Below are 23,930 nucleotides of genomic sequence, written 5' to 3'. Positions count from 1 at the left end.
GGCAAGCAGACTATGACCGTGGCCTTGACCTCCATCAAAATCAGCACCGACTTCGACAGCGGCAATATCCAGGTGCTCGACACCAGCGATGCCCATCAGTTACTGCTGGCAATCAAGCCGGATACCCGCAGCCAGCACTTCCAATGGTTCCACTTCAAGGCCGAAGGGATGCACGTAGGTCATACCCATACCTTCCGCCTGAGCAACGCTGGCCAGTCTTCCTACAAACATGCCTGGAGCGGCTACAACGCCGTGGCGTCCTATGACCATATCAACTGGTTCCGGGTCCCCACGCGCTTTGATGGCGAAACCTTGCACATCGAACTGCAGACCGAGCAAAAACATGCCTGGCTCGCCTACTTCGAGCCCTACAGCCGCGAGCGTCACGCCTGGCTGATCGACCAGGCGCTGAACCGTGCCGGTACGCAATTGCTGGCCACCGGCAAGAGTGTCGAAGGCCGTGATATTCCCCTGCTGCGCCGTGGCAAGGGGGGCGCTGGGCGGCGCAAGGTCTGGATCATTGCGCAACAGCACCCGGGCGAGCACATGGCCGAGTGGTTTATGGAAGGCATCATCGAACGCCTGCAACAGGACGGCGATGCCGAACTGAAAAAACTCCTGGCCGCCGCCGACCTGTACCTGGTGCCGAACATGAACCCGGATGGCGCATTCCACGGCCACTTGCGCACCAACGCCATGGGCCAGGACCTCAACCGCGCCTGGCAGAGCGCCAGCCAGGAACAGAGCCCGGAAGTGCTGTTCGTCCAGCAGCAAATGGAGAAATACGGCGTCGACCTGTTCCTGGATATCCACGGCGACGAGGAAATCCCCTACGTGTTCACCGCCGGCTGTGAAGGCAACCCTGGCTACACGCCGCGTATCGAGGGCCTGGAAAAACACTTTCGCAGCCACTTGAGCGAGCTGACCCGCGACTTCCAGACCACCCATGGCTACACCCGCGACTTGCCGGGCCAGGCCAATATGACCCTGGCCTGCAACAGCGTGGGCGAGAAATTCGACTGCCTGTCCCTGACCCTGGAAATGCCGTTCAAGGACAACGACGATGCCCCCGACCCACATACCGGCTGGTCCGGCAAACGCTCCCGGCAACTGGGCAAGGACGTGCTGAGCACCGTGGCGGATATAGTCAGCGTACTGCGCTGAACCTGCCCCAATAAGCGCCGCTAACCCTAAGCCTCGGACTGCGCCGCCACCCGCACGCAGTCCTGCGGCCCAAGCACCCGGCCATCCGCCGCCTGCACGTGCAAAGCCTGCAGCGGTTGCCCGTGCTCCCGGTCCAACAGCACCGAATGGGCCTCGCCTTCGGCGTAGAAAAACCCCTCGCCCCATTGCCGCAACCCAATGATCACGGCAAACAACCCCCTGCCCTTTTCCGTCAACACGTACTCCTGGTAAGCGCTGCCATCCGAGGCCGGGACGATCTCGAAAATCCCATGGCCGACCAGGCTGCGCAGGCGTGCCGACAGAATGTTCCTGGCCATCCCCAGGCTGCGCTGGAACTCGCCAAAACGGCGGATACCGTCGAACGCATCCCGAATGATCAACAGCGCCCAACCATCGCCAATCGCCTCCAGGGAGCGCGCCACTGGGCATTCGGCACTTTCAAAACGGGTGAGTTTGACCATGACTGGTGCCTGCCTGACTGAATAATGTAGTTGCAATATAAAACTGGAATACCTACCGTACAACCAGTTTCATTTTAAAACCAAAATCAGGACCCAGCATGCCTCAATCCTCTTTAAGCGGCGCCGTGGTGCTGCTATTCGCCATGGCCTGTGGCTTGTCGGTGGCGAATGTCTATTACGCCCAGCCCCTGCTCGATGCCATGGCCACGACATTCGCCATGGCCCCTGCCACTGTCGGCATCGTGATCAGCCTGACCCAGGTCGGCTATGGCGTCGGTTTGTTACTGCTGGTGCCATTGGGCGATCTGCTCAACCGGCGGCACTTGATCGTCGGCCAGTTACTGCTGTCCACTGGCGCGGTGTTGCTGGTGGCCCTCTCTAACAGCCGCGTTGGGTTTCTGGCCGGCCTGCTGCTGACGGGCCTGCTCGCGGTGGTGGCCCAGGTGCTGGTGGCCTATGCCGCCAACCTGGCGCGGCCCGAGCAACGGGGGCATGTGGTGGGCCTGGTGACCAGTGGCATCGTGGTCGGCCTGCTGCTGGCGCGCACGGTGTCCGGGATCATGGCGGACCTGGCCGGCTGGCGCTCGGTGTACCTGTTGTCGGCTGGCTTGACCTTGCTGATGGCGCTCTTGCTCTGGCGCGTCTTGCCCACCACCGAACAACCCCGGGCGCCAGGCACCTATCGCCAGTTGCTCGGCTCGGTGTTCCGCCTGTTGCGCGAAGAAAAAGTGCTGCGCGATCGTGCCGTGCTGGCGTGCCTGGTTTTTGCCGCTGGCACCGTGCTCTGGACCCCGCTGGTGTTGCCCCTGAGCACCCCGCCCCTGTCGTTGTCCCACACCCAGATCGGCCTGTTCGGCCTCGCCGGTGCCGTCGGCGCGCTGGGCGCGGCCCATGCCGGGCGCCTGGCGGACCGAGGCTGGGCGCAGTGGACCAGCGGCATGGCCCTGGCGTTGATGCTGCTGTCCTGGCTGCTCATCGCCTTCACCCAGTCGTCGTTGTGGGCGCTGTTTCTCGGAGTGATTGCCTTCGACCTCGGCCTGCAAGCTGTGCATGTCACCAGCCAGAGCCTGATCTACAGCGTGCGCCCCCAAGCCCAGAGCCGACTGGCGGCCGGCTACATGCTGTTCTACTCGGCGGGCAGCGCCCTGGGCTCGCTCGGCGCCACCTTGATGTACGCTTGGGGCGGCTGGCTCGGCGTTTGTGCCCTGGGTGCCGCCATCAATCTACTGGCCCTGGTGTACTGGCGGGCGACCCTGGCGGCGCAGCCCTTGTCACGGCCAGTCCAACCCAGGAACAACGCCGCCGCCAAATGCAGCAACAGCCCATAGGGGATGCAGGCCTTTTGCTCAGGAATCCCAGATCGCGCCATAAGCCGCAATCCCCCGCGCCTCCATTTCCTCCACCACCCGGCGCGTCAACGCCTGGTTGGCGATACAGATCACCGCTTCGGCCCCCACATCCTGCACCGCGGCGTAGGCCAGTTGCACCAGGTCAGGCTTGCCCCGTACATCGGTATCCCAGATCACAGCGTGGGGTTGTGCACGGAGGATTTCTGCGACCAATTCCTCGCCATAGGTCTTGGCCGGGCTGCGGGTGGACCATACCAACTGGATCGGCACCTGCCTCGCCAACAAGTGCGGCATCACCGGGCCAATACCGCTGCCGGTGGCGATATACACCACCGACCTGAACAAGGTCTCGACATGGGCCACCCCCGCTGTGGTGATGCCCTTGACCCACACATGGGACGGCCTCTGCTCGATAAAACGCCCCGTCCAGTCCCCGGCCCTGGAAATGATCAGGCGAAAGCCCGGCTGGCCCGGGGCCGGGATATTGGCAAATGAATGCCACTCCAGCAGCGGCTGCAGGCTGATGGCCGTAGACGAGCCGGCAAAGGGCGTGGTGTGTCGCAATGTGCTGATCACGGCATGGCCGGAAGGCCGCTGATGACTGATCGCCACTTTGCGCAACCGCAACCAAGGCAGGGCAATACTGAAGGTCAGCACCAGTAGCACCCACAACGCCGCCGCAGGGGCCTCGGCCAGCAGGGCCTGCACCCAGAACAGCAGCAAGGCCCCCCACCCCGCAAACCGGTGCACACGCTCAAAGCCATTGTGAAAGCGACGGCGGATCCCCGGCTGCGCCATGAGCACCATCAGCAGCAACAAGCCCAACAGTGCCGCACTGACCAGCAACCACGGCGCCGAAACACTCTGCGGCTGTTGCAGATATCGCCAGCCCTGGCTGCCGACCAGCACGGCGAACCACAGCGTCGCCGCCAGCGCACCGCCGCTGTGCAGCCCGCCCAGGTGATAGACCTTGGCGGCGTGGCGGCGCACATACAGTGGCCAGCTCACCGGAATGCGCGTCGCCAGCCAGAACAGCCCATTGATCACATACTGCTGGCGCACCAGGATTGCCAGGGACAGGTTGATCATCACCAGCATCGACACCTGCGGCACGTCGATCTCGGGCAGTTCCAAGCCGCAGAACGCATACCAGCCATTGCCCAGCAGCACCAACACCACCAGCCGGTTGTAATGGGAAAATATCGGCAAGCCACACCAGCGCCGCCACCCGCCCGGCCGGGCGGGCACCACTGTCGCCATCCACCGCTCAATCATGCTCGCTCACCGGCTTTCAGGGCCAGTCGGCGCCCCTCCTCGCTGTCGCGGGCCCATTGCAACAGCAAGGCCTTGTCGAGCTTGCCGCGCGCCGTCAGTGGCAAGTGGTCCAGGGCAAAAATCACGGCGGGTACACAGTAGTAGGCCAGCCGTTGCACACAGGACTGCCTGGCGGCCGGAATGTCCACCGTGGCGGGTGTCACAAACGCCACCAGGTGCTGGCTGTCGAGTTTCAGCGCCACCGCCCGGCTACAAGCGCCACTGGCCTCCAGCGTGCTGGCCACCGCGTCCAACTCCACGCGAAACCCGCGGACCTTGACCTGGTCGTCGACCCGCCCCAGATGCTCCAGGGCCCCCTCGTCCGTCCAGCGCCCCAGGTCCCGCGTGCGAAACATCATCCGCCCCGTCGCCAGGAACGGGTCGGGACGATAGCGCTGCGCGGTCAACAGTGGGTCCTGCAGATAGCCCGCCGTCACCCCGTCGCCCCCGGCCCACATCTCCCCCACTTCCCCCGGCGCGCAGGCCTGGCCGTGTTCATCCAGCACATACACCGTGTTGTTGGGCGTCGGTTTACCGATGGTCAATGGTGCCCCTGGTACATGCCGATGCAGAGTATTGACGATGGTGGTTTCGGTGGGCCCGCACCCGTTGTAGAAGGTGCAATGGGCCGCCCAGCGATCCGCCAGGGCCTGCGGGCATGGCTCCCCCGCTACCGCCACCACCTCAAGCGTGGGGCACCGCTGGGGGTCCAGGGTGGCGAGTATCGATGGGGTGGCGATCAGCACCTGGCACTGGCGGGCCGTTTCGCCGATGTCTTGCTGGCGGATATGCAACGTCGCCCCATGGGCCAGGCAGCCGAGGATTTCCCAGGCGGCCATGTCAAACGCGATATTAAGGATTTGCCCGACCTGCATGCCCGGCTTGATTCCCAGGTTGCCCGGTGCCGTCAGCACAAGATTGCAGACATTGCGGTGGGTCACCCGTACGCCATTGGGCCGCCCTGTCGTCCCGGAGGTAAACAGTACAAAGCACAGGCTGGCAGGGTCCGGCGCGGCAACGTTCAGCGCGCACGCCTGCGCCACCCACGGCTGTTGTGCCAGGAACTCATCCAGGCACACACACGGCTGGCCCGCTGCCAGCGGCAGGCGATCCTTGAACCCCGACAAGGTCAGTACCACGGTACTCGACAACGCCCCAAGGATCATCGCCAACTGCGCCGGCGGGGTGATCCTGGCATCTTGCGGTACGTAGGCCGCACCAATCTTCAGCACCGCAAGCATCCCCACCAGCATGGGGATCGATCGCTCGACAAACAGCGCCACCGTGTCGCCCGCCACCACCCCCTGCTCGATCAGGTGCCGGGCCAGCCGGTCGGCCTGGCGGTTCAACTGCTCATAGCTGATGCTCTGGCCCCGCCAGAGCGCGGCGATCCCATGGGGGGTTGCCGCTGCATGCGCCTCGAACGCCTGGTGTATACACGCGTACGGCAGTGGCCGTGCCGGCCCGCATCCCCAGGCTTCAAGGGTATTACGCTGGATAATGGGCAAATGGCCCAGTGCCTTGGTGCAAGCAAATCCGCTATCCGCTGTTGTCGCCGATATCATGGGTCAACTCCTCATCTGGCCCCTGCCTCACAGTGTTCGGGCAGGCAGAGGGCTGGACTGAGGACAATTCACGACATTACAGGGCCACGAGAGCCCACAAACGATAGAGACCAAGACTCTCTATAACGCTTACTTTTCCTACAGATGGAACAACCTTTGCCGGTAGGCGTTTCCCTCAACACCGCCCCATCGCCTGCCAGGCCGGGGCAGTTGCAACAAGTCAGCTCGCTGGCGCTCAAGCCGCTATCATGAGCCCCTTTGCCCCTGTCGAGTGACCTAAGCTGTTCATGGATACCCTTGCCCAACTCAAGGCTGGCCAACTGGCTGGCATCAAGCGCCTGGACCTGTCCTGCGGCCTGACGCAGTTCCCCCGGGAAATCTTCGACCTGGCCGACTCCCTGGAAATCCTCAACCTCAGTGGCAATGCCCTGAGCAGCCTGCCGGACGACCTGCACCGCCTGCCCCACTTGCGCGTGCTGTTTTGCTCGGACAACAACTTCACCGAACTGCCGGCGTGCCTGGGCCAATGCCCGCAGTTGAGCATGGTCGGCTTCAAGGCCAACCAGATCGAACAGGTGCCCGCCGCCGCACTCCCGCTCTCGTTGCGCTGGCTGATCCTCACCGATAACCGCATCCGCCAGTTGCCGGACGCACTCGGTGAGCGGCCACTGCTGCAAAAACTCATGCTGGCCGGCAACCGCCTGGAGCAATTGCCGGCCAGCCTGGCCCAGTGCCATAACCTCGAACTGCTGCGCATCGCCTCCAACCGCCTGACGCAATTACCGCACTGGCTGCTGACACTGCCGCGCCTGACCTGGCTGGCCTATGCCGGCAACCCGGTGGAAAGCGCGGTGGACGTGGCAACTGATGACGCGACGCCGAATATTCCCTGGGCCGAGCTGGAGCTGGCCGACGTGCTGGGCGAAGGCGCTTCAGGCGTGATTCACAAGGCGCTGCGCAAACCGTCGAACGAGCCGGTCGCGGTCAAACTCTACAAGGGCACCATCACCAGCGACGGTTCACCGCTGCACGAAATGCAGGCCTGTATTGCCGCCGGGCTGCACCCCAACCTGATCAAGGTGCAAGGCCGCGTGGTCGGCCACCCCGCTGACCAGGCCGCCCTGGTGATGGACCTGATCGACCCGAGCTACCGCAACCTCGCCGGCCTGCCCAGCCTGGCGTCCTGCACCCGGGACATCTACGAGCCTGCCACCCGTTTCAGCCTGGAAGTGGCATTGCGCATGGCGCGCGGCATCGCCTCCGTAGCGGCGCATCTGCACCGGCACGGCATTACCCATGGCGACCTGTATGGGCACAATATCCTGTGGAATGCCCAAGGCGATTGCCTGCTCGGGGACTTTGGCGCGGCATCTTTCCACGCCACGGCAGACACCTTGGAAACCAGGGCATTGCAGCGCATTGAAGTGCGGGCATTCGGGGTGTTGCTGGGGGAGTTGCTGGAGCGGATTGACGCAGGCCTGAGCGATGCACAGCGCCAGGTGCTGGAGGCGCTGCGTGACAGTTGCTGCCAGCCGCAGGTGCTGGCGCGACCGGCGTTCGAAGAGATTGAGACACTGCTGTCCTCACTCTGAAACGCCCTGCAAATGTGGGAGCGGGCTTGCCCGCGATTGCGGTGTATCAGATGGCACATCAGCTGGCTGACCCACCGCTATCGCGAGCAAGCCCGCTCCCACACGAGTCTGCGCCCATAATTCCAGGCCGGGCTTAGCCCGCCAGGCCGACGAACATATCCTGCACATCATCATGGTTGTCCAGGCCTTCCAGGAAGGCTTCGACTTCGGCCATCTGCTCGTCGCTCAGCCCGCTGACCGGGTTTTTCGCGAGGTAGCCCAACTTCGCCGACAACACGGTAAACCCCTGCTCCGGCAAGGCTTTCTGCACCGCGTCCAGGTCCGTGGTCTCGGTGATGAACAGGGTCGTGCCCTCTTCTTCACCGTCTTCAAAGTCCTGGGCGCCAGCTTCGATGGCGGCCATTTCCGGGTCGGCGTCCGGGGTATCCGGCGAGGCCTCGATCAGCCCCACGTGGTTGAAGTCCCAGGCCACCGAGCCCGAAGCCCCCAGTTGCCCCTTGCGGAACGCCACGCGGATTTCCGCCACGGTGCGGTTGATGTTGTCGGTCACGCATTCAACGATCAACGGCACCTGGTGCGGGGCAAACCCTTCGTAGGTCACGCGATGGTACTGCACGGTCTCGCCCAGCAGGCCCGCGCCTTTCTTGATCGCGCGTTCCAGGGTTTCCTTGGGCATCGAGGCCTTCTTGGCCTGCTCGACCACCAGACGCAGGTGGGCGTTGGTCGCGGTGTCCGCACCGTTACGGGCGGCAATGGTGATCTCTTTCACCAGCTTGCCGAAGATTTTGCCCTTGGCATTGGATGCCGCTTCTTTATGTTTAACCTTCCACTGTGCGCCCATGACTCACTCTCTTGATATCCGTGGCGCCGAGACGTCTACTGGCCGGCGCTTTGGCCGCAGAGTTTATAGGGCAAGCCCCCATCGTTCCACCAAAAAACCGGCCAGCGTTGCAGGCGCCTCAGGTGCGCAGGGGTTTGATCGCCACAGTGCGATCCGGCACAAAGTCGCCCACTTGCGCCAATACCGCAGGCCGGGCGTTCCAATAGGGCATCAGCACCAGTGCGGAAAACAACGCGGCGCCGGCGAACACGATAAATACCGTTACCGTGTCGAAGTAGCCCGGCAACAGGCCACCGAGGATCGCCCCCACCGAACCGCAACCATTGACGAAGCCCGCCGCCGTGGCGCCGGCCTTGGCCGTGCCGAAGTCGATCGCCGCGGTGCTGCTGATCATCGAGTCCGGCCCGTACAGGGTCAGGCCCATGACAAACAGCAAGGCCATCACCAGCATCACGCTGCCGGTATGCAACGCCCCCATAAACAGCGCCAGGGACACGGTCAGCGCCAACAGGCTGAGGACGCAAGCCGGCATGCGTCGGGCGCCAAACAGTTTGTCGGATGCCAGGCCAATCATGATCGGCCCCAGCAACCCCGCCAGCTCGAACGCCGTCGGCACAATGGCCGCGCCGACCTTGCCCACCGAGGGCATCTGCTCATAGACAATCACCGGGCCCCACAACAGGATCGCGTAACGCGCCGGTTTCAACAGGAAGTACGCCAGGCCCAGGGTCAGCACCGTGCGGTTGCGCAAGATTGCGCGCAACGGCTCAAGGATGCTGATTTTCTTCGCCGCCGCCTGCTCTTGCGCACTCATTGCCGGTTCGGGCTCTACTTCCGGCAGGCCGACGTCCTGTGGCGTGTTGCGCTGGAAGATAAAGAACAGCACCGCCACCACCGCCACCACGGCGGCACTGGAGATAAATGCCGCATGCCAGCTGCCGATCAGGGTATAGGCCCACCAGCCGGCAAACGGCGAGGCCACCAGGCCGCCAAACGCATAGCACGAGCTCCACAACCCCAGCACCCGCCCGCGCTGTTGCGCCGGGAAGAAACTGCCAAGGTTCTTGCACAGCCCCGACCAGCCGGTGGACTGCGCCAGCCCCTGGATCAACATGCACGTGACAAAGATCGGCAAGGTGGCAAACGTGCCCATGACCAGGGCAGCGGCCGCCGAAATCACCAGCCCGCCCAACACCACGACCCGTGGGCCGAAACGGTCGGCGAGCATGCCCCAGGTGAACTGGCCGACGGCATAGGCCGCCAGGTACAGGCCATCCAGGTTGGCCATCATCATCTTGTCCAGCGGGAAGCTCGGATCGTCGACGATCCCCAACTTGGCCACGGAAAACGCTTTGCGGGTGAAATAGAAGGCGGCATAGGCCAGCCAGGTGATGGCGAAAATCTGCACGCGCCAACGCTTGATGCTACCCATAGGGATATTCATGGTGGTTCTGACCTCAGGTGTGAGTGTGCCGGCAGAGTCGAGAAGCAATTGCCTGTGTTGTTATTGTTTTGCACTGCAGTACCGGGTCGCAGGGCGCCGGGTACTGGTCAGATGAGTCCTGCAAGGTTGCGCGCAAGGGCCCATGGTCGCCGAAGTTGTAGGACTCAACCTGCGGCGACTGGGGGCTATCAAAGCAATGGCTGACTAATAGGTAAAATCGATTTATCGTATTTCAAATATAAGCTCAGCTTGTAAGAGGTCGTGCCATGCCGGTATCCCATGCCCAACTCAAAGCCTTCCACGCCGTGGCCGTCCACGGCAGCTTTACCCTGGCGGCCGAACGGCTGTTCCTCACCCAGCCGGCCATTTCCGACCAGGTGCGCAAGCTTGAAGAGCGTTTTGGCGTGCTGCTGTTCCATCGCAACAAGCGCTCGGTGCGCCTGACCGACCTGGGGGAGCGCCTGCTGAGTATCACCCAGCGCCTGTTTGTCATCGCCGCCGAAGCCCACGAGCTGCTGCAAGACTCCAAGGCCTTGCAAACCGGCAGCCTGACCCTGGCGGTGGACGCGCCGGTGCATGTGCTGCCGCAAATCGCCCGGTTCTGCCAACGCTATCCGGGGATCACGGTGAAGATCGAGACCGGCAACACCGATGATGCACTGTACCGCCTGTACAACTATCAAGCCGACCTGGCGCTGGTGGGGCGCGATGTCGACGATGAGCGCCTGCTCTCGATCCCCCTGCGCGATGACCCGATGCTGGCGTTCGTCGCACGCAACCACCCGTGGGCCGGGCGCGAGTCCATCGACCTGGCGGACCTGGACGACACGCCCCTGGTCCTGCGCGAAACCGGCTCGGTGACCCGGCAGACCCTGGAGCGCGAGATGCACCAGGCCGGGCTGCGCATCCGCCCGGCGATCCAGGTGGAAGGCCGCGAGGCCGCCCGTGAAGCGGTGGTGGTGGGGATTGGCGTGGGCGTGGTGTCGGCGTCGGAATTCGGCGCGGATTCGCGGGTGTATGCCATGCCCATCCGCGACTGCACCCAGCGCATGAAGGAAACGTTGGTGTGCCTCAAGGAGCAGAGCTCGCGGCGGGTGGTGGCGACTTTTCTGGAGATTGTCCGGGAAAGCCTGCGCGAAGATTAGCTGAGTAATTGCATTGAGTTGACCCGTGCACAGGCTGTCGATGGCTGGCCAGACTCGACCCAACCTCGTTCCTGAGCCTGCACGCCATCATGAGCGTGACTAATACTCTTTTGAAATCAATTCGTTTTTGTTCATGTAGCCTCCTTGCTTAAAATACGTGCAGCTCTTCACGCTGGCCGATCTACAAGCCGTCGAGTGAAGAAACAGCATGTTGATCAAATCTGAAAGAGGCCAGGCGCCATTTCAGGTTTGTCCAAAATACGGGTGCAGGTCACGATGAACAACGAATTCACATTTGCTATCAAGAGCATTTGTTTTGATGAGAATTACTTTCCTTCAGACACTACGCGCATCACGACCAACTTTGCCAATCTGGCGAGGGGGGAGAGTCGTCAGGAGAATCTGCGCAACACGTTGAAGATGATTGATAATCGCTTTAATGCGTTGGCGCACTGGGACAATCCTACGGGTGATCGTTACACGGTCGAGTTGGATATTATTTCCGCTGAAATGAAAATTGATACTGAAGGTCGCGGCCACGCTATTCCTTTGATTGAGATTTTGAAGACCACGATTGTTGATCGAGAAACCAATCAACGCATCAGTGGCATAGTGGGAAATAACTTTTCATCCTACGTGCGAGACTATGACTTCAGTGTGCGGCTGCTGGAGCACAACAAGAACCAGTCACAATTCAGCACCCCACACGACTTTGGCGATTTGCACGGCAAACTATTCAAGTGCTTCGTCAACTCCAGCGCTTACAAAGAGCACTTCGACAAGCCACCGGTCATCTGCCTGAGCGTATCCAGTACCCGGACATACCTTCGAACCGAGAACCAGCACCCTGTGTTGGGCTTTGAGTACCAGCAAGATGCCTACTCTTTGACAGATGAGTACTTCAGGAAAATGGGCTTGAAGGTTCGTTATTTCATGCCGCCGAACAGTGCCGCGCCACTGGCTTTCTACTTCTCGGGGAATTTGCTCGGTGATTACACCGATCTTGAGTTGATTGGCACCATTAGCACCATGGATACGTTCCAGAAAATCTACCGCCCTGAGATTTACAATGCAAACTCCGTAGCTGGAAAGTTCTACCAGCCTAGTTTGAAGCATCAGGACTATTCATTGACTCGAATTATTTATGATCGAGAAGAGCGAAGCCGACTGGCTACTGAACAGGGAAAGTTTGCCGAAGAGCAATTCATCAAGCCCTATAAGGTCATTCTTGATCAATGGTCTGTTAGCTGCGCGCATTAATTAATTTCAAATCAAGGTCTTCTTTAATGAAAAAGCTGTTGCCTACTTCGACCGCTGGGAGCTTGCCTAAACCTTCCTGGCTTGCACAACCTGAAACGCTTTGGTCGCCCTGGAAATTGCAGGATGAAGAACTGGTTGAAGGTAAACAGGACGCTTTGCGCCTCGCCTTGCAGGAGCAGCAGTTGGCCGGCATTGATATCGTCAGTGATGGCGAACAGACCCGTCAGCATTTTGTGACGACCTTCATCGAGCATCTCGAAGGGGTCGATTTCGAGAATCGTGAAACCGTCCGGATTCGTGATCGCTACGATGCCAGCGTGCCGACGGTTGTGGGTGCCGTTTCTCGGAAAAAGCCGGTATTCGTGGAAGACGCCAAATTCTTGCGCCAGCAGACGAAGCAGCCAATTAAATGGGCCCTGCCCGGCCCCATGACGATGATTGACACCCTCTACGATGCTCACTACAAAAGCCGTGAAAAACTGGCCTGGGAATTCGCGAAGATTCTCAATCAGGAGGCCAGAGAGCTGGAGGCTGCCGGGGTAGATATCATCCAGTTCGATGAGCCTGCATTCAACGTGTTTTTTGACGAGGTGAATGACTGGGGTGTGGCCACCTTGGAGCGAGCAATCGAAGGGCTCAAATGCGAAACCGCCGTGCATATTTGCTATGGCTATGGCATCAAGGCCAACACCGACTGGAAAAAAACGCTGGGTTCGGAGTGGCGCCAGTATGAAGAAGCGTTCCCCAAGTTGCAGAAATCCAGCATCGATATCGTCTCGCTCGAATGTCACAACTCTCACGTCCCGATGGATCTGATCGAACTCATCCGGGGTAAAAAAGTGATGGTGGGCGCCATTGATGTGGCAAACCATGCCATCGAGACGCCCGAGGAAGTCGCCAATACCCTACGCAAGGCACTTCAGTTCGTAGATGCCGACAAGCTCTATCCTTGCACCAACTGCGGCATGGCTCCGTTGCCTCGCCAGGTGGCAAGGGGCAAGTTGAATGCGTTGAGCGCAGGCGCAGAGATCATTCGAAAAGAGCTGTCGAACTAGGAATCGCGATGTCACTCACTGCCACTACCACTGCTACTTCCATCGAGCCCCTGAGCTTTCGTCAGGCGCTCGGGCACTACGCTTGCGGTATCACGGTGATTACATCGCACACCGGTGATGAGCCGATTGGCTTTACTTGCCAGTCGTTTTATAGCGTATCGATGAACCCGCCACTGGTCTCGTTCAGCGTCATGTGCAGCTCGGCCAGCTATCCGAAGATTCGTGAGGCAGGTCGATTCGCAGTCAATATTCTGTCCGGTGAACAGGTTGGGATTTCCAACCAGTTCGCTCGCCGAGGCACGGATAAGTGGCATGGAATCGAATGGCAGGAATCACCGCTAGGTAACCCCGTCATTGCCGACAGCCTGCACTGGCTCGACTGTGAAATCCACGCCGAGCACGTCGCAGGCGATCACGTGATAGTGATTGGTGAGGTGAAAGCCATGGATCTGCAAAAGGCCGACACCGCACAGCCATTGCTGTATTTCAAAGGGCAGTATCGCAACCTGGCGGCGCATGGCGCAGTTTGAGCGACGAGGGTTTTCCTGCGTAAACGCACTGGCCACAAGCCACTGCGTTATGTTGCGTTAACCCACACTAGACACCTACAGCCCTGCGAGAGGGGTACGGGGCCAACTCGAAGTCGAATGCAAACGACTGGTCAAACGGGGTGCAACGTCCCAATCAGCTTGAGGCCAACTCGAAAAACGCCTGAATCAAGCGCAACTCGCGGCGTCGTTCCATGCAGCCGAGCATGTGCTGGTTCAGCAGCCCATCGCCACGGATCGCAATCGCATGCACCCGCGGGTCCCGGCTGACTTCCATGGAAGACACCACCCCCACCCCCAATTCGGCGGCCACCGCTTCCGCCACCGCTTCGCGGCTATCGAGTTCCAGCAACACCTTGGGCTGCACGCCGGCCTTGGCACACGCCTCGTCGAAAGTGCGGCGGGTGATGGAACTGGGCTCGCGCAGCACCATGATCACCTGGTCCAACTGCTCCAGGCGAATACCCGCCGGGTCCGCCAGCCACGGGTGGCCAGCCGGTACCAACGCGCAGATACGTGACTCGTTCAACGGCTGCAGGTGCACGCCCTTGCGCGGCTCGACTTCGGTCAACACCGCCACATCCGCATGCTCGGACAGCAGCGCCGCCAGGGTTTCCTGGGCATTGCCCAGGCGCAGGTTGACGGTGATCCCCGGGTAACGGGCACGCAGCTTTGCCAACATCGGCATGACCATATGCGGGCCATCCGCCGCCACCTCCAGGCGTCCGGTGAGCAATTGGCGGTTGGCTTCGAGCAGGGTCTGCGCTTCATCCACCAGGCCGAAGATGCTGCGGGTGATGGCCGCCAGCTTGATGCCCTGCTCCGTCAACTCCACGCGCCGCGCGGTACGCCGCAGCAGGGTGATCTGGTAATGCTCTTCCAGCGCCTTGATATGCCCGGTCACGGCTGGCTGGCTGATAAACAGGCGCGCGGCGGCACGGGTAAAACTGCCGTCCCGGGCCACGGCGTCAAATGCACGGAGTTGGAAAAGATTCATAGCTATCGGCCTCACTGATGGCTGGCATAACAACAAACAATTTGATTGATGACAAGGCAAACTGCAATTTATGCCCCGTAGCTTCATCCCACTGCTTTGCGAGGACATGAGAATGAGTACTGCCGCGCCGATCCTGCTCACACCTGGGCCCCTGACCACCTCTGCCCGCACCCGCCAGGCGATGATGGTTGACTGGGGTTCGTGGGATGACCGCTTCAACCAACTGACCGCCAGCCTCTGCGAGCAACTGCTGGTGATCATTAACGGTGGCGACAGCCATCACTGCGTGCCCTTGCAGGGCAGCGGCACGTTCGCCGTCGAAGCCGCCATCGGTACCCTGGTGCCCCGCGATGGCAAAGTGCTGGTGCTGATCAACGGCGCCTACGGCAAGCGCCTGGCGAAGATCTGCGAAGTGCTGGGCCGCCCGTTCAGCACCTTCGAGACCGCTGAGGACCAGCCCACCACCGCCGCCGATGTCGACCGTCTGTTGCAGGCTGACAGCAGCATCACCCATATCGCGCTGATCCACTGCGAAACCAGCACTGGCATCCTCAACCCGCTGCCGGAGATCGCCCAGGTCATCCAGCGCCATGGCAAGCGCCTGATCATCGACGCCATGAGCTCCTTTGGCGCGCTGCCCATCGACGCCGCCCAAGTGCCGTTTGACGCCCTGATCGCTGCCTCCGGCAAATGCCTGGAAGGCGTGCCCGGCATGGGTTTTGTCTTTGCCAAAAAAGACGCACTGGCCGCCGCCCAGGGCAACAGCCATTCCCTGGCCATGGATTTGTTCGACCAGCACGCCTACATGGCCAAGACCGGGCAATGGCGCTTTACCCCGCCGACCCACGTGGTAGCCGCCCTGCATGAAGCGCTGCTGCAATACAACGAAGAAGGCGGCCTGCCAGCCCGTCATCAGCGCTATGCCGCCAACTGCCAGACGCTGCTGGACGGCATGGCCGACCTGGGTCTGCGCAGCTTCCTGCCGGCCGCGATCCAGGCGCCGATCATCATCACCTTCCACGCACCGAAAGATCCGCGCTACCAGTTCAAGGACTTCTACGAGCGGGTCAAGGCCAAGGGTTTCATTCTGTATCCGGGCAAGTTGACCCAGGTGGAGACCTTCCGCGTCGGCTGCATCGGTCATGTCAACCAGGCCGAGATGCAGGCGGCGGTGGCGGCGATCGGTCAGGCGCTGCAAGAGATGGAAGTGCTCGAAATCTGATTCCCCTCGGCGATGGGGCCTTCAGGGCCGCTATCGCCGGCAAGCCGGTTCCTACACATTATTTACAGGATTTGCACCATGAACTATCAGAACCCCAACACCCTGCAGGCCGCTATCCTTGACTGGGCCGGCACCGTGGTCGACTTCGGCTCCTTTGCCCCCACGCAGATTTTTGTCGAGGCGTTTGCCGAGTTCGACGTGCAGGTCTCCATCGAAGAAGCCCGTGGCCCGATGGGCATGGGCAAGTGGGACCATATCCGCACCCTGTGTGATCAGCCGCAAGTGGCCGAGCACTATCGCAAAGCCTTCGGCCGCACGCCGACCGACGCTGACGTGACCGCCATCTACGAGCGCTTCATGCCCTTGCAGATCGAGAAGATCGCCGAACACTCGGCGCTGATTCCCGGCGCCCTGGCGACCATCGCCGCGTTGCGTGCGCAAGGGATCAAGATCGGCTCCTGCTCCGGCTACCCCAAGCCAGTGATGGACAAGGTGGTCGAACTGGCCGCCACCAACGGCTATATCGCCGACCACGTGGTGGCCACCGATGAAGTGCCCAATGGCCGCCCATGGCCGGCCCAGGCCCTGGCCAACGTGATCGCCCTGGGCATTGACGACGTGGCGGCCTGCGTGAAGATCGACGACACCGTGCCGGGCATCCTCGAAGGCCGCCGCGCCGGGATGTGGACCGTGGCGCTGACCTGCTCGGGCAACGCCCTGGGCCTGACCTACGAGCAGTTCCGCGCCCTGGACCCGGCGACGCTGGCCAGCGAGCGCCAGCGTATCGAAACGCTGTTTGCCGGCTCACGCCCGCACTACCTGATCGACACCATCACCGACCTGCCCGGTGTGATCGCCGACATCAATCAGCGCCTGGCCCGTGGTGAAATGCCACAAAGCGCCTGATCGAGATCAATACTTCGCCCCTCACTCGGGCAAACCTTGCGCAACAGGTTTAGGCTGAAGGGACTCCGTCGCCAAAGAACGGAGGTTTGCCCCTGATGAGTGAGGAAAGACGCGATGCCGTGGAAAAACAGTGAGTCCCGTTACAGTACGATGTCCATTGCCCTGCACTGGCTGATGTTGGTGCTGCTGGTGGCGGTCTACGTCACCATTGAATTTCGCGGGATTTTCCCCAAGGGCAGTGGCGGGCGCACCCTGATCAAAGAACTGCATTTCATGTTCGGCCTGACCGTGTTTGTGCTGGTCTGGCTGCGCCTGTTTGCCCGCAGCCTCGGCGTGGCACCGAAAATCCTGCCGGCGCCGCCGCACTGGCAAACCCTGCTGGCGACCCTGATGCACGTGGCGCTGTATGTGTTCATGATCGGCATGCCGATTTTCGGCTGGCTGATTGTCAGTGCCGAGGGGCATCCGGTGTGGTTCTACGGGATCGAGTTGCCACCCCTGATCGGTGAGAACAAGGACCTGGCCAAGCAGATCGAAGGCTGGCATGTACTGGGCGGCACCATCGGCTACTGGCTGATTGGCCTGCATGCGGCGGCGGGGCTGTATCACCACTACTTTATGCGCGACAACACCGTGTTGCGCATGTTGCCCAAGCGTTAATCCACAAAACCCCGGCGGCCCTGCAAGCCGCCGGTGTGCACAAAGACCAGGCGAGTGCCGGGGGCCAAGCGTCCGGCCTCGATCTGCTGCTTGAGCGCCAGCAGCGCCTTGCCGGTGTAGAGCGGTTCCAACGGCAGGCCACTGGCCTGCTCGGTGGCCTGGATAAACTCCAGCAATACCGGATCGACCTTCGCAAAGCCGCCACGGCTGGCCTCCAACAACTCATACCCGCCCTGCACGATAGCCTGCACGTTCTGCGCAACCCCGTGATCATCCGGCACCGCCAGTGCCCCGTACACCGGATGGGCACCCGCCTCCGCCAGCACCAGCCCCGCCAGGGTGGTACCGGTGCCGGCTGCCAGCCACCAGGCGTCATAGTCGGCCCACCCCAGGGCGGGCAACTGCCTGCGCACCTGCTCGACCAACACCCCACAGCCCAACGCCCCCGTCACCGCGCCGCCGCCTTCGGGCACGGGATGCAGGTGCGGGTATCGCTCGCGCCAGGGCAACCAGAAGTCCGGCTCATGCCGCGCGCGGTAACCGCCATAACCCAACCAGTGCAGTTGCATGCCGAAGGCTTGCAGGTCGAGGACCGTCGGGGTGTCTTGCGGGTGCCCGCGCAGCAGGCCGACGGTGGCAAAGCCAAAGCGTTTGCCGGCCGCCGCCAGGGCATGCAGATGATTGGAGTAGGCGCCGCCCAGGCTGATGATGCCGCTGGCACCCGCCTGTTGCGCCTGGGCCAGGTGCCCGCTGAGCTTGAACCACTTGTTGCCGCTGATCAGCGGGTCGATGCGGTCCAGGCGCAGCACGGCCACCTCGACCCCGTTCAGCCAATCCAGCTGCAAGGGTTCAAGGGGCGCGTGGGGAAGCCAATCGAAAGGACCCATCAGGGCATATCTGCATGAAAAAAGGGGCGCTAGTCTAACACCGCCCCTGCGCGCCCCTTACAACTCGGCGGCCAGGCGCGAGCCTTGGTTGATGGCGCGCTTGGCATCCAGCTCGGCGGCCACATCGGCACCGCCGATCAGGTGCACGTGCTGGCCCGCGGCGACCAGGTCCTCTTGCAGTTCGCGCAGCGGGTCTTGCCCGGCGCAGATGACGATGTTGTCCACCGCCAGCACCTGGGGCTCGCCCTCGGCACCAATACGGATATGCAGGCCCTCGTCGTCGATCTTCAGGTACTCAACGCTATTGAGCATCTGCACCTGCTTGTTCTTCAGGCCGGTACGGTGGATCCAGCCAGTGGTCTTGCCCAGGCCGTCGCCGACCTTGGAAGCCTTGCGCTGCAACAGGTACACCTCACGCGCCGGCGCATGGCGCTCGGGCTTGATCCCGGCCACGCCGCCACGGGCTTGCAGATGGGTGTCGATACCCCACTCCTTCCAGAACGCTTCGCGGTCCAGGCTGGTGGACACGCCCTGGTGCACGAGAAACTCCGAGACGTCGAAGCCGATCCCACCGGCGCCAATCACCGCAACGCGCTTGCCCACCGGTTTGCGTGCCAGGAGCACGTCCAGGTAGCTGAGCACCTTGGCGTTCTGCACGCCTGGAATGGCCGGGGTCCGCGGCGCGATACCGGTGGCGAGGATGATCTCGTCATAACCGCCGGCCACCAGTTGCGCCACATCCACCCGGGTGTTGAGGCACAACTCGACATGGGTGGTTTGCAGCTTGCGCTTGAAGTAACGCAGGGTTTCAAAAAACTCTTCCTTGCCCGGCACGCGCTTGGCCACATTGAACTGGCCGCCGATCTCGCTGGCCGAATCGAACAGGGTCACCTGGTGACCGCGCTCCGCCGCCACGGTGGCAGCCGCCAGGCCGGCGGGGCCGGCGCCGACCACGGCGATTTTCTTGATCTGCTTGACCGGCAGGTAATTAAGCTCGGTTTCGTAGCAGGCACGCGGGTTAACCAGGCAAGTGGTCAATTTGCCGCTGAAGGTGTGGTCCAGGCAGGCCTGGTTGCAGCCGATGCAGGTATTGATCTCATCGGCACGGCCAGCGGCAGCCTTGTTGACGAACTCCGGGTCGGCGAGGAACGGCCGGGCCATGGACACCATGTCGGCATCACCTTCGGCGAGGATCTGCTCGGCCACTTGCGGGGTGTTGATGCGGTTGGTGGTGATCAACGGGATCTGCACCGCGCCGCGCAGCTTGGCCGTGACTTTACTGAACGCGCCACGCGGCACCTTGGTGGCGATGGTCGGGATACGTGCTTCGTGCCAGCCGATGCCGGTGTTGATAAGCGTCGCACCCGCCTGCTCGATGGCCTTGGCCAACTGCACGATCTCTTCCCAGGTGCTGCCGCCTTCCACCAGGTCGAGCATCGACAGGCGGAAGATAATGATGAAGTTCGGCCCCACGGCTTCGCGCACCCGGCGCACGATTTCCACCGGCAAACGCATGCGGTTTTCGTAGGCGCCACCCCAGCGGTCAGTGCGATGGTTGGTGTGGGCGGCGAGGAACTGGTTAATGAAATAACCTTCCGAGCCCATGATTTCCACGCCGTCGTACTCGGCGACCTGGGCCAGTCGCGAGCAGGTAACAAAGTCGCTGATCTGCTTTTCGATGCCGTCCTCGTCCAGCTCCTTGGGCTTGAACGGGTTGATCGGCGCCTGGATCGCGCTGGGTGCGACCTGCTTGGGGCTGTAGGCGTAACGCCCGGCATGCAGGATTTGCATGCAGATCTTGCCGCCCGCCTCGTGCACCGCCTGGGTGACGATCTTGTGCTTGAGCGCCTCGGCCTCGGTGGTCAGCTTGGCCGCCCCGGCATACACCCCGCCTTCATCGTTCGGGCCAATCCCGCCGGTGACCATCAGGCCCACGCCGCCACGGGCGCGTTCGGCAAAATACGCGGCCATGCGCTCGAAACCGCCGGGCTTTTCTTCCAGGCCAGTGTGCATCGAACCCATCAGGGTGCGGTTGCGCAAGGTGGTAAAACCCAGGTCCAACGGGGCCAGCAAATGCGGGTAGGCAGCAGCGCTCATGGTACAGCTCCACAACGGATCATCACGGGACGTGACAGGCTCGAATGGCCGGCCATCGGTTTATGTCCCACAGACTAAGAGCCATACCCCTAGCGCTCAATGACTGAAACTGACAAGTTATTGATCCAAATGCGCAGCGCCCCTTGGCAAGTGTGGCGACGGGCCCTACCCTAGGGTCGAACCCTGCACACGGCCTGTTGTCTGTTCCCCCATGCGTAAATTACTTGCCTTGACCCTCACCATGGCCCTGGTCGCCGCCGTTTCCGCCTATCTGGTCTGGACCCAGGAGCGCCCCGTGGGGCATTACCTGTCGGACCTGCGGATCAACCTGGCCGTGAACCAGGGCACTCCCGCCGATCACGGCAACCTGCTGGGCATCCAGCCGGAACTGTTCCCCGCCGACTACCAGAGCCTGGAGCGCCTGCACCTCAAACTCTCGGCCTACCTGCGCAATGCCCGGGACCTGGGCCTGCTCAACGACAAAACCATCGTGGTCCTGCCGGAACATGTCGGCACCTGGTTGATGATCAGTGGTGAAAAAAACCAGCTGTATCAGGCCACCACCTTTAAAGAGGCGATGAACTGGCTGTCGGTGAGCAACCCGTTGCCGTTCCTGCGCGCACTGATCAGTGCCCAGGGCGACAACCGCCTGGACGATGCCTACCTGCGCATGAAAGCGCCGGCCATGGCCCGTGATTACCAGGTGCTGTTTGGCGGCCTGGCCAAGGAGTTCGGGGTGACCCTGGTCGCCGGCTCCATCGCCCTGCCCAACCCAAGCATCAGCCAGGGTCAACTGCAGGTCGGCCATGGCGCGCTGTACAACACTAGCCTGGTGTTCGACCGCGATGGCCTGCCCCTGGGTCAACCCCAGCGCCAGCTCTACCCGATCTTCGATGAGCGCGGTTTTATCGCCCCGGGCGACGAAAACGCGATCAGCGTGATCGACACCCCGGCCGGGCGCCTGGGCATTCTGATTGGCAGCGACAGCTGGTACCCCGACAACTACCGCAAGCTCAACGAACAAGGCGCGCAAGTGGTGGCGGTGCCGGCACTGGTGATTGGCCGCGACACCTGGGACAAGCCGTGGCGCGGCTTCAAAAGTGTGTCCACGCCCCCGGAAGTCAGCCTCAAGCCCGAAGAGCTCAGCGAAGGCGAAGCCTGGCATCGCCTGAGCCTGATCAGCCAGGTGCCCATCAGCCTCGCGGGTGCGGGCATGAGCGTATTCATGCGCGGGCAATTCTGGGACCAGGGCACCAGCGGCCAGAGCTTTCTCAGTGCCCAGGGCCAAGTCTTCGCCGACAGCAACGCGCGTGGTGCGCGCCTGCTGAACGTGTGGCTGTAAGCCCATGAAACCGGCACCGATGCGCCTCGGGGACTTATCGGTGGGCATCGTGCACACCCTGGCCGACGCCATCCTCAGCCATGGCCTGGACCCACAGCCGCTGCTGTTGCAGTACGGCCTGGACCCAGCGCGCTTGAGTGAGCCCGGCGCGCGCCTGTCGATCCCACGCTATATGCGCCTGGGCCATGCGGCCATCCAACTGACCGGCGACCCCGGCCTGGGCCTGCGCATGGGCCAATTGAGCCGCATGAATCAACTGGGCCTGGCCGGCGTCACCGCCGCCCAGGCGCCCAACGTGCGTGAAGCGGCGCGTACCCTGACGCGCTTCGAGGCCCTGTACGGCGCCAACTACCGTGGCCAGTCGAGCTTTCATGAAGACGCCCGGGGCGCCTGGCTGCGTTTCTATTCCATCAGCCCGTACAACGCCTATAACCGCTTTGTGGTGGACTCGATCCTGGCTGGCTGGCTGCAGCAGATGGCGACCTTGTGCCAGCAGCCGGTGTTGGCCGAGCGTATCGAAATCGAATTCGCCGCCCCGGACTACAGCGCCCGCTACAGCGTACTGGGCGACTGCCCGATCCAGTTCGGCGCCGAACTCAATCAACTGCGCCTGAGCCAGCACAGCCTGGGCCTGCGCAACCCGCAACACTGCCCCAGTACCTGGCACATGCTGTTGCAGGTGTGTGAACGAGAACTGGAACAACTGACCCGCACCCGCAGCCTGCGCGAGCGCATCACACGGTTGCTGGGGCCGATGCTCAATGGCGGCCGGGAACCCGACCTGGAAGAAGTGGCGGCGCGCCTGAAGCTGCCGACCTGGACCTTGCGCCGTAAACTGGCCGAGGAAGGCACGCAATATCGCGCCATACTCAACGACACCCGCCGCGACCTGGCCATGACCTACATTCGCGATACGGAACTGGCGTTTGGGGAAATTGCCTATTTGCTCGGTTTTGCCTCAGCGCAAGCCTTCCAGCGGGCCTTCAAGCGCTGGAACAGCCAGACCCCAGGGGAATTTCGCCGCAGCCAGCGGCATTTCGCCTGACGCCGGCCTACAGCTCGGTGGCGTCGTCGGCCGGGTCCAGAGGGTCCAGTTCAAAGGCCTGGAGTTCCAGCAGTTCTTCCTGGTAATCGTCCATCGTCGACTCCTTATTTGAGGTGAGTGGCTGCATAGTGACCCGCATCACCAGCCTAAAGTGCCTTCATGACGGAAAAATGTATGCGTCAAGATGTGTTCCTGCACCTAAGGAGTAAACGTAGTAGCGCCGTGGGAATTTATGGCGGTGACGGCAGCGCTGGGATCGCCTCGGTCGGGGCCGGCAAGGCGGGTGGGGCTTGCACCGGCACGGCAGGTTGCTCTGGAGCAATCGGCGCGGCATCAGGAGGAGGTGCCAGTGGCTGCGAAGCCTCGGGTTCGGCTACCGGGGCTGCCGGTGCCACAGGCTCTGCTGCCTTCGGCTCCGGCACGCCCAATTCTGCCTTGGGCGCTTCAGGCAGCGGTGCTGCAGGTTTCTCCTGGGGTAGAAACACATCGACCAAGGCAAAGTAGCGGTCATAGAACTTCGGCGAAGTCACTGTCTCGCTGGCCACCTTGACCATCGAGTCGTCGGTGGAGCCGATCGGCATCGACACCGAGCCAAGCACCCCCACTCCCAGGCTGGCGGAGTTGTTGACCTTCTTCAGCGCGTAGCGATCCTGCAGGGCGTTGGCAAACATCGTCGCATGATGCTCACCGCTGCCGTCTTCGGCACACACCACGTTGAAACTGATCTGCAGATGGGTCTCACCGGTCTGCTGGAAGCTTTTGTTACCACTGACCAGCTTCGGGTCGCTGCTGGTGATGATGTAGCCCTGGCTGAGCAACGCCCGGCGTGCCGCTTCGCAGGCCGCGACATCGCTGACCGGGTAATTGCGCGAAAACGTACCGGAGTCGTCGAAATTCTCATGTTCGTAGATAGCGGTCTTGGGCGACGAGCAGCCCGTGGCGCCTGCCAGCACCAGCGCAAGCACAAGGCCACGCAAGTGAAATGAAGTTGACATTGATCATCCTGGGGAAAACG

General features: G+C 62.0%; 21 protein-coding genes. 12 read left to right on the top strand and 9 right to left on the bottom strand.

What is annotated here, in order from left to right:
• Nucleotides 1–12 precede the first annotated feature (12 nt).
• Nucleotides 13–1,164, top strand: a complete 1,152-nt coding sequence (locus BLL38_RS11300; RefSeq protein WP_076962650.1) for a M14 family metallopeptidase — start codon at nt 13–15, stop codon at nt 1,162–1,164.
• Between the two features lie 26 nt (nt 1,165–1,190).
• Here the strand turns inward: BLL38_RS11300 and BLL38_RS11295 are convergent, their stop codons facing one another.
• Nucleotides 1,191–1,646 carry a winged helix-turn-helix transcriptional regulator gene (locus BLL38_RS11295; RefSeq protein ID WP_076962649.1) on the bottom strand — a complete coding sequence of 152 codons (456 nt, stop codon included), beginning with the start codon at nt 1,644–1,646 and terminating at the stop codon, nt 1,191–1,193.
• 98 nt (nt 1,647–1,744) lie between these two features.
• Here BLL38_RS11295 and BLL38_RS11290 point away from each other — a divergent pair, with 98 nt between their 5' ends.
• On the top strand, nt 1,745–2,974 hold the full coding sequence (locus tag BLL38_RS11290) for an MFS transporter (RefSeq protein ID WP_076962648.1): 1,230 nt from the start codon (nt 1,745–1,747) through the stop codon (nt 2,972–2,974).
• Nucleotides 2,975–2,992: 18 nt separating this feature from the next.
• On the opposite strand, the gene BLL38_RS11285 is transcribed toward BLL38_RS11290, so the two are convergent.
• Both BLL38_RS11285 and BLL38_RS11280 read right to left on the bottom strand, forming a co-directional pair.
• Entirely contained in the window at nt 2,993–4,270 is a 1,278-nt protein-coding gene (locus BLL38_RS11285) for a hypothetical protein (protein WP_076962647.1), read from the bottom strand.
• A complete protein-coding gene (locus BLL38_RS11280) occupies nt 4,267–5,874 on the bottom strand; it encodes an amino acid adenylation domain-containing protein (protein WP_076962646.1) in 1,608 nt (535 codons plus the stop codon). The genes BLL38_RS11285 and BLL38_RS11280 overlap by 4 nt, the downstream gene beginning before the upstream one ends.
• 287 nt (nt 5,875–6,161) lie before the next feature.
• Between BLL38_RS11280 and BLL38_RS11275 the strand changes: the two genes are divergently transcribed.
• Nucleotides 6,162–7,466, top strand: coding sequence for a protein kinase (locus BLL38_RS11275; protein WP_076962645.1), 1,305 nt, complete (start codon nt 6,162–6,164; stop codon nt 7,464–7,466).
• 133 nt (nt 7,467–7,599) lie between these two features.
• Here the strand turns inward: BLL38_RS11275 and BLL38_RS11270 are convergent, their stop codons facing one another.
• Entirely contained in the window at nt 7,600–8,307 is a 708-nt protein-coding gene (locus BLL38_RS11270; RefSeq protein WP_076962644.1) for a YebC/PmpR family DNA-binding transcriptional regulator, read from the bottom strand.
• A 118-nt stretch (nt 8,308–8,425) separates the two neighbouring features.
• Nucleotides 8,426–9,751: an MFS transporter gene (locus tag BLL38_RS11265; RefSeq protein ID WP_076962643.1), complete on the bottom strand. Its 1,326-nt coding sequence runs from the start codon at nt 9,749–9,751 to the stop codon at nt 8,426–8,428.
• Between the two features lie 266 nt (nt 9,752–10,017).
• Between BLL38_RS11265 and BLL38_RS11260 the strand changes: the two genes are divergently transcribed.
• From BLL38_RS11260 to BLL38_RS11245, 4 genes are all read left to right on the top strand, one after another.
• On the top strand, nt 10,018–10,896 hold the full coding sequence (locus tag BLL38_RS11260) for a LysR substrate-binding domain-containing protein (protein ID WP_076962642.1): 879 nt from the start codon (nt 10,018–10,020) through the stop codon (nt 10,894–10,896).
• 276 nt (nt 10,897–11,172) lie between these two features.
• Nucleotides 11,173–12,156, top strand: coding sequence for a DUF1852 domain-containing protein (locus BLL38_RS11255; protein ID WP_076962662.1), 984 nt, complete (start codon nt 11,173–11,175; stop codon nt 12,154–12,156).
• Nucleotides 12,157–12,182: 26 nt separating this feature from the next.
• On the top strand, nt 12,183–13,211 hold the full coding sequence (locus tag BLL38_RS11250) for a methionine synthase (protein WP_076962641.1): 1,029 nt from the start codon (nt 12,183–12,185) through the stop codon (nt 13,209–13,211).
• An 8-nt stretch (nt 13,212–13,219) separates the two neighbouring features.
• Nucleotides 13,220–13,741 carry a flavin reductase family protein gene (locus tag BLL38_RS11245; protein ID WP_076962640.1) on the top strand — a complete coding sequence of 174 codons (522 nt, stop codon included), beginning with the start codon at nt 13,220–13,222 and terminating at the stop codon, nt 13,739–13,741.
• A 154-nt stretch (nt 13,742–13,895) separates the two neighbouring features.
• Here the strand turns inward: BLL38_RS11245 and BLL38_RS11240 are convergent, their stop codons facing one another.
• A complete protein-coding gene (locus BLL38_RS11240) occupies nt 13,896–14,756 on the bottom strand; it encodes a LysR substrate-binding domain-containing protein (RefSeq protein WP_076962639.1) in 861 nt (286 codons plus the stop codon).
• Between the two features lie 112 nt (nt 14,757–14,868).
• Between BLL38_RS11240 and BLL38_RS11235 the strand changes: the two genes are divergently transcribed.
• The 3 genes from BLL38_RS11235 to BLL38_RS11225 all read left to right on the top strand — a co-directional run bounded on the left by BLL38_RS11235 (nt 14,869) and on the right by BLL38_RS11225 (nt 17,544).
• A complete protein-coding gene (locus BLL38_RS11235) occupies nt 14,869–15,978 on the top strand; it encodes a 2-aminoethylphosphonate--pyruvate transaminase (protein ID WP_076962638.1) in 1,110 nt (369 codons plus the stop codon).
• Nucleotides 15,979–16,056: 78 nt separating this feature from the next.
• The gene (gene phnX, locus BLL38_RS11230) at nt 16,057–16,884 is read left to right on the top strand and encodes a phosphonoacetaldehyde hydrolase (RefSeq protein ID WP_076962637.1); all 828 of its coding nucleotides are present in this window, start codon (nt 16,057–16,059) and stop codon (nt 16,882–16,884) included.
• Nucleotides 16,885–16,998: 114 nt separating this feature from the next.
• Nucleotides 16,999–17,544, top strand: a complete 546-nt coding sequence (locus BLL38_RS11225) for a cytochrome b (RefSeq protein WP_076962636.1) — start codon at nt 16,999–17,001, stop codon at nt 17,542–17,544.
• Here the strand turns inward: BLL38_RS11225 and BLL38_RS11220 are convergent.
• Both BLL38_RS11220 and BLL38_RS11215 read right to left on the bottom strand, forming a co-directional pair.
• The gene (locus BLL38_RS11220; RefSeq protein WP_076962635.1) at nt 17,541–18,431 is read right to left on the bottom strand and encodes a 1-aminocyclopropane-1-carboxylate deaminase/D-cysteine desulfhydrase; all 891 of its coding nucleotides are present in this window, start codon (nt 18,429–18,431) and stop codon (nt 17,541–17,543) included. The genes BLL38_RS11225 and BLL38_RS11220 overlap by 4 nt on opposite strands.
• Nucleotides 18,432–18,488: 57 nt before the next feature.
• The gene (locus BLL38_RS11215; protein WP_076962634.1) at nt 18,489–20,528 is read right to left on the bottom strand and encodes an NADPH-dependent 2,4-dienoyl-CoA reductase; all 2,040 of its coding nucleotides are present in this window, start codon (nt 20,526–20,528) and stop codon (nt 18,489–18,491) included.
• A 211-nt stretch (nt 20,529–20,739) separates the two neighbouring features.
• On the opposite strand from BLL38_RS11215, the gene BLL38_RS11210 reads away from it, so the two are divergent.
• On the top strand, nt 20,740–21,870 hold the full coding sequence (locus BLL38_RS11210) for a carbon-nitrogen hydrolase family protein (protein ID WP_076962633.1): 1,131 nt from the start codon (nt 20,740–20,742) through the stop codon (nt 21,868–21,870).
• Nucleotides 21,871–21,874: 4 nt separating this feature from the next.
• Entirely contained in the window at nt 21,875–22,915 is a 1,041-nt protein-coding gene (locus BLL38_RS11205) for an AraC family transcriptional regulator (protein WP_076962632.1), read from the top strand.
• A 230-nt stretch (nt 22,916–23,145) separates the two neighbouring features.
• Here the strand turns inward: BLL38_RS11205 and BLL38_RS11200 are convergent, their stop codons facing one another.
• On the bottom strand, nt 23,146–23,910 hold the full coding sequence (locus BLL38_RS11200; protein WP_076962631.1) for a DUF2242 domain-containing protein: 765 nt from the start codon (nt 23,908–23,910) through the stop codon (nt 23,146–23,148).
• Nucleotides 23,911–23,930: the final 20 nt, after the last annotated feature.

Source organism: Pseudomonas gessardii (assembly GCF_001983165.1).
In the GTDB taxonomy this organism is placed as follows: Bacteria; Pseudomonadota; Gammaproteobacteria; order Pseudomonadales; family Pseudomonadaceae; genus Aquipseudomonas; species Aquipseudomonas gessardii.
The sequence above is the reverse complement of the archived record's forward strand: the minus strand, read 5'-3'. Positions and strand labels throughout refer to the sequence as shown.